This is a genomic window from Streptomyces sp. NPDC020917 (genome assembly GCF_044333795.1).
GTDB lineage: Bacteria > Actinomycetota > Actinomycetes > Streptomycetales > Streptomycetaceae > Actinacidiphila.
Window position 1 is genome coordinate 87,828 of sequence record NZ_JBIRRR010000020.1, and the last position, 6,000, is coordinate 93,827.

Annotated in this window: 3 protein-coding genes; 1 reads left to right on the forward strand and 2 read right to left on the reverse strand. The window is 73.3% G+C overall.

All coding sequences use genetic code 11. From position 1 onward, the window contains the following. Positions 1–300 precede the first annotated feature (300 nt). On the forward strand, positions 301–1,077 hold the full coding sequence (locus tag ACH4TG_RS32320; protein ID WP_398246168.1) for a SigE family RNA polymerase sigma factor: 777 nt from the start codon (positions 301–303) through the stop codon (positions 1,075–1,077). 203 nt (positions 1,078–1,280) lie between these two features. Here the strand turns inward: ACH4TG_RS32320 and ACH4TG_RS32325 are convergent, their stop codons facing one another. Together ACH4TG_RS32325 and ACH4TG_RS32330 are read right to left on the reverse strand one after the other, a co-directional pair. Next, positions 1,281–3,914, reverse strand: a complete 2,634-nt coding sequence (locus ACH4TG_RS32325) for a TIM-barrel domain-containing protein (protein ID WP_398246169.1) — start codon at positions 3,912–3,914, stop codon at positions 1,281–1,283. Between the two features lie 546 nt (positions 3,915–4,460). Further along, on the reverse strand, positions 4,461–5,099 hold the full coding sequence (locus ACH4TG_RS32330; RefSeq protein WP_398246170.1) for an ATP-binding protein: 639 nt from the start codon (positions 5,097–5,099) through the stop codon (positions 4,461–4,463). Positions 5,100–6,000: the final 901 nt, after the last annotated feature.

Genomic DNA, 6,000 nt, shown 5'->3' on the forward strand with positions numbered 1-6,000 from the left:
CTCCTTTCTCTGCGACTGCCTGGGGGGAGCCGCCCCCCGCGGCAGGCCCGCGCTCCACCGGGATTCCGCCCGGATCCGGCCGGGACACCGCCCGTACCGGGCCCGGCGCCTCTGCCGTACCGCCCGCCGCACCCGGCTCACCTGCTCCGCACCGGGACCTGCCTCTGTGACGGTGCTGTGACACTCGGCGGACAGCGCCATGAAACTGGCCCGGCAGTCTTATGGCCATCGGATGAGCGCACGCCACACCGGCTGCGACGCCGAACACCACGCTGAAGGTTCCATCGACGGGGGCGCGACATGAACGCACTGCACAGCACCACCACCGCCGCAGTCCGATCCGCGCACGATCACCTTTCGGTCAGGACCAACGAGATGTCCGGCGCCGCGAGCGGACGGGGGTACGCTCGCGGCGCCGGACGCACGCCCCACCAGGCCGGCCCGGGCCGCCAGCGCCCGGCATGGATCACCCCGGTCGAGGGCAGCAGCGACGAGCGGACGCCCGCCCAGGACCAGGGCGACGCCACCCGCCGCGGCTCGGAGCAGAAGGCGGAGGCCGAGGCGGCCTTCACCGCGTACGTCCAGGAGCGCCGCGCCTCGCTGTACGCGACCGCCTACCACCTCACCGGTGACCGGTTCGCCGCCGAGGACCTGCTGCAGAGCGCGCTGTTCTCCACCTACCGCGCGTGGGACCGGATCAGCGACAAGGCGGCGGTCGGCGGCTACCTGCGCCGCACCATGACCAACCTGCACATCAGCGCCTGGCGCCGTCGCAAGCTCAGCGAGTACCCGACCGAGGAGCTGCCGGAGACCGTCGGCGACAACGACGAGATGGGCGGCACCGAGCTGCGCGCCGTGCTGTGGCAGGCGCTGGCCCGGCTGCCCGAGCAGCAGCGCACCATGCTGGTCCTCCGCTACTACGAGGGCCGCACCGACCCGGAGATCGCCGAGATCCTGGGCATCAGCGTCGGCACCGTCAAGAGCAGCATCTGGCGCTCGCTGCGCCGGATGCGCGAGGACGAGGCCCTGAGCTTCGGCCGGAGCGAGGAGGACGCGTTCGGCGAGCTCGTCGCCTGACGCACCGCCCGCGGGGGCCGGCCACGGCCCACCGGACGAGGGGGAAACGGGGGAACGGGGGAGCACCAGGGGGGACACGGGGGAACGCACGGGGGGAACACGACGGGACCGGACGGCGAGGGGGAAGCCGTCCGGTCCCGTCGTGTCGTGCACCGGCCGGGCCGCCGTGCGCCCGGCCGGTGCGTTCCGTCACAGTGCCGGGGTCAGCGCACCAGGTTCACGGTGAAGCCCTTCGCCAGCGGCAGCGACGGCGTCTTCACCGTCGTGACGCCGGTGTCCGGGTCGTACCACCAGCCGGAGCCGGCGGCGTCCAGCGCCGCGGCCGAGCCGGCCCTGGCCAGCGGGCCGGTGCCGGAGAGCACCACCTGGCGCGGCACCGCCTCGCCGTGCACCGTGAAGGTGTAGCCGCGGGCCTGCGGCTCGCCCTGGTAGGAGCCCTTGCTCGCGCCGACCGTGACCACCGTCGCGCCGCGGGTCTGGTTCACGTCCACCCGCTGCTCGGCCGACGAGCCGGCGGCGAACTGCCGCGTCACGCCGTCGTCCTCGTAGAGCGTGTACGAGCTGCGGCCCTGCGGGTACAGGTCCCAGTCCAGCTCCCCGCGGTCACGGGTCTGCCAGGACGTCGTGCCCTTCGGCCACATCGGGACGACCGCGCCGCCCCGGACGAACAGCGGCAGGGTGTCCAGCGGCGCGTGGTAGCCGTTGACCGTGGTCGGGCCGTGGTAGGTGCGGCCGGTCCAGTAGTCGGTCCACTCGCCCTTCGGCAGGTAGATGCCGTCGCGGGTGTCGGAGTCCTGGTACACCGGCGCCACCAGGAAGTCCTTGCCGGCCAGGAACTCGTACGTGGCGCTCGCACCCAGGGTGTTCGGGTCGTCCGGGTACTCCAGCCACAGCGGGCGCACCGCGCCCACCCCGGACTTCGCCGCCTCGGCGGACAGCGTGTACATGTACGGCAGCAGCCGCTCCTTGAGCTGCAGGTACTTCCGGTTGATCGAGGTGTACGGGTCGCCGTCGACCCACGGCTGCTGGTCGGACGGCTTGTGGGTGGTGATGTCGCTGGCCCAGCCGTCCATGGTCATGATGGCCGGCAGGAACGCCTTCCACTCCAGGTCCCGGGTGTACATCTTCGGGTCGTGCCGGTAGATGCTGCCGACGTCGCCGGTGTCGTAGGCGATGCCGGACATGGTGGCGCCGGCGTAGGTCGGGATCTGCCAGCGGATGTAGTCCCACGACAGGCTCTGGTCGCCGCTCCACAGCACGCCGCAGCGCTGGGCGCCGGCCCAGGACACCGGCAGCCAGACGAAGCCGCGCGCGTCGCTGTTGTCCTCGATGCCGGCCTTCGCCTTGTCGCAGGCGCCCAGCGCGAAGTCGTAGCCGTTGCCGACCCAGGCCACGTCCAGCTTCGCCACCCGCTGGCCCGCCTTGACCTGGTCGGCGAGCTTGTCGATGCCGTCCTGCGTCCACAGGCCGAGCTGCGCGTGGTCGTCCTGGAGGCCCTTGGCGGTCTCCGGCAGGTTCTCGTACCCGCAGCCGTAGCCGTCGTTGACGAGCATCCAGCCCAGCGGCATCTGCTGCTGCTGGTAGGTGTCGGCGATCTTCAGCGCGTCCAGGGTGTGCCGCTCACCGCGGTTGGCGTTGTGCAGGTAGCAGTCGGAGTCGCCCGGCTCCAGCCCGTACACCGGCGGCATGAACGGCTTGCCGACCAGCGCGGTGTACTTGCCGATGACCTGCTTGGCGTCGCCGAGGAAGTAGTAGGCGTCCAGCCGCCGCTCCTGCTGGCCGGTGGTCACCGGGGCGTTGAAGGTGTAGACGCCCGGGGAGTAGGTGTCGCGGAACACCCCGTAGCCGGCGCTGGAGAGGTAGAAGGGCTGGGAGTTGTTCCAGCCGCCCTCGTTCCAGTTGAAGTTGTTGCCGACGTGCATGGTCTGGCCGCGGTGGGAGAAGCTGCCGTTCTGCTCGCCGCCGCCGAAGAACTGCTCGTCGGCGCCGCGCACCAGGCTCTGCCGCATGCCGTGGGTGGACCAGCGCAGCGGCTTGTCCTCCTGCCAGATCACCGTGCGGTCGTCCGCCTTGTACAGGCCGAAGTGCAGCGGTTTCTTGTAGACCCGCAGCACCGTGTCGTCGGCCCTGATGCCGTAGTAGGCACCGGCGTCGAAGGACCGCGTCCGCCGGTCGGCGGCCGGCTGCTTCACGATCATCTGCGCCGAGCCGGCGGGGTCGGTGAAGGCGCCGTCGGGCGCGGCCTGCAGCCGCAGCTGCCCGTCGGCCAGGAAGTCGACCTTCGCCTTGAGGTCGCCGGCCGCGATCGCGTAACTGCCGTCGCTCCCGCTGAACGACGTCAGGTCGCCCGCGTCGGTGGTCTCGGGGAGGTACGCGGTGCCGGTGAAGGAGTTGTCGTGCACGTCGTACGGCACGACGAGCACGTGGTACGTGCCCGACGCCATCGGGATGACGGTGGCCTCAGGGTCCGCGGTGCCCGCGCTCTCGGCGACCTCCTTGCCGTCGGCACCGTAGATGTACATGTCGAAGTCGTCGGTCGGGTGCTGCCACTGGACCGAGACCGGCACGCCGCCCTCGGGGTTGTCGTCCCAGTAGCCGGCCGGCACCGAGACGGTCAGGTCGAACCAGTCGCAGACGGTGTTGCCGGGGTCGGCGTCCTCGGCCGGGCAGGACGTGGGCCCCCCGGTGGTGCCCTTGGCGTAGACCGGGCTCTGCCAGGTGACGCTCTTGGTGGTGCCGTCGAGGACGCCGCCGCTGCCGGTGGCCGCCGCGGCGGTCGGCACCCGGGCGCCGAGCAGGGTGACGGACAGCGCCGCTGCGAGTGCGGCGGCGAGCACGCCCGCCGCCCGTGGGTGTGGTCTGAGTCTCCGCAAAGCAGATGTCTCCGATCAAATCAGGCTGCTGGATGCTCAGTTGCGCGTGAAACTACGGTGAATCGCTCACTTCGGAGCACTAGGGTCACAGCGCACGCAGGTACATGTCAATGACAGGAGCCAGAGCCGAACCCGCGGCGGGAGAGCGGGAGTCGGGCGCGGGGGCGTGGCGGGAGCGGCGCGGGCGCGCCGCCGCGCGGGATGCGGGAGCGTGGCGGCGCTTGCGAGACGAGGGGAGAGGCGTGGGGCCGGGGCGGCCCGGGCCGGCCGTTACGGCAGCGCGTACGCGTAGAAGCCAGCGCTGGGCCGGGCAAGCCGGGCGGGGGGGTGCGGCGGCGCGTACGAGAGGGGGGAGCGGGTGAGGGTCTGGGAGCCGGAGCCGGAGCCGGAGCCGGGGCCGGAGTCGGGGTCGGGGTCGGTTCGGGGGCTGGGTCGGAGCCGGGGTCGGAGTCGGCGTCGGGGGCCGGAGTCGGAGCCGGAGCCGGAGTCGGTTCGGGGGCCGGGCCGGGGTCAGGCGTCGACGGGGACCGGCGCACCGTTGCGCGCGTCGGCGATCCGGCGCTCGGCCTCGGCGTGCCCGCACGGGTGGCAGCCGAGCGCCACGTGCCGGGCCACGATGCCGCGTTCCGCGCGCATCAGGTGCCAGCCGCGGCGCAGCAGGAACCGCACCGACTTGCGGCCCTCGCGCAGGTCGCGGACGAACCGGCGCCGCGCGGTGGTGGCCGGCCGCCCGCGCAGGCACAACGCGTCCGCCAGCAGGCCCAGTTCACGGCAGCGGCCGGCGATCTCGGCGGCGAAGACGCCCTCGGCGACGAAGACCGGTGCCCCTTCGAGGTCGAGCCGGGCGCGGCCGGTGGCGGCGCTCGCCGCGATGTCGTAGACCGGGGTCTCGGCGGTGCCCAGCGCGCACAGCGCGGCGATCGCCGCCACGGCGGCGTCGGCGTCCCACGACCCCGGGTCGTCCCAGTCCACCGCGGAACCGCCCGGCATCAGCGGCAGCCCCGGGGCGTCGGCGTCCCGGTAGAAGTCGTCGAGGACCAGCACGGGAAGCCCGGTGCGGGCGGCAAGGGACGACTTCCCCGACCCCGAAGGGCCGGCCACCAGGATCACACGCGCAAGGGCTCCACTCACGGGATCCGATTCTCCCATGGGTTCACGGTGCGGACGCCGCCGCGTCGTCGGCTCCGCCTGAGGTGGACGGGGTCCGCCTTCCGGGTGGCCTGGGCCTGCTCTGCCGCCTGCCGCGCGCCTCGGTGTTCGGGGTGCCCCCTGGCCGCCGTTCCCGGCGAACGGTCCGTCGTGGCTTGTCGCGCAGTTCCCCGCGCCCCTTCGGGGTCCGGGGTGCCCCCTGGGCGCCATTGCCGTCTGCGGGCATCGTCCCGCCTGAGCGCGCAGTTCCCCGCGCCCCTGGCGGTGCACCTTCGGTGGGTGGGGTCGGGGCCGCCACGGGAGTGTCTCCTCGGAACTGTGCGTGCGGCTTTGTCCTTTGGCTTGCCCGGGAGGATGCACAGTTCCTGCGGGGACACTCCCGCACCGTCCCCTCCCGGGCGGCCCCCGTCTGCGGGAGGAATGGGTCCGGGGGTCACCCATGGGGGCGCGGGGTCCCCCAGCGCTTCGCCTGGGAGGTGCCCCCAGCGCGACCAGCCACAGCCGGTCCGCACGCGGGAACGTGGGCCCGGGGGCAGCCCCGGCCCCCGCCCCGGAGGGGCGATGCTCCAGGAGTGCGGGGAACTCCGCGCCCAGCCGCAACGCACGTCGCAGACGGGAACGCACGCCCGGGGGCACCCCAGTTGCCGCAGGGGCGCGGGGAACTGCGCGAGCAACCACGGCGGAGCGTTGGACGGGGACGCACCCTGGGGGGGCAGGACGGGACCCGCAGGGGCGCGGGGAACTGCGCGCTCAGCCACCCAGGCACCGCGCGCCCGGCAACGCACCCTCGGGGGCACCCCGGATTCCCGCCCCGGAGGGGCGATGCTCCAGGAGTGCGGGGAACTCCGCGCCCAGCCGCAACGCACGTCGCAGACGGGAACGCACGCCCGGGGGCACCCCG

Bases quoted from the DNA above. Each gene is read 5' to 3' on its own strand.
- ACH4TG_RS32320 (WP_398246168.1), top strand. From the start codon at position 301: ATGAACGCACTGCACAGCACCACCACCGCCGCAGTCCGATCCGCGCAC.
- ACH4TG_RS32330 (WP_398246170.1), bottom strand. From the start codon at position 5,099: ATGGGAGAATCGGATCCCGTGAGTGGAGCCCTTGCGCGTGTGATCCTG.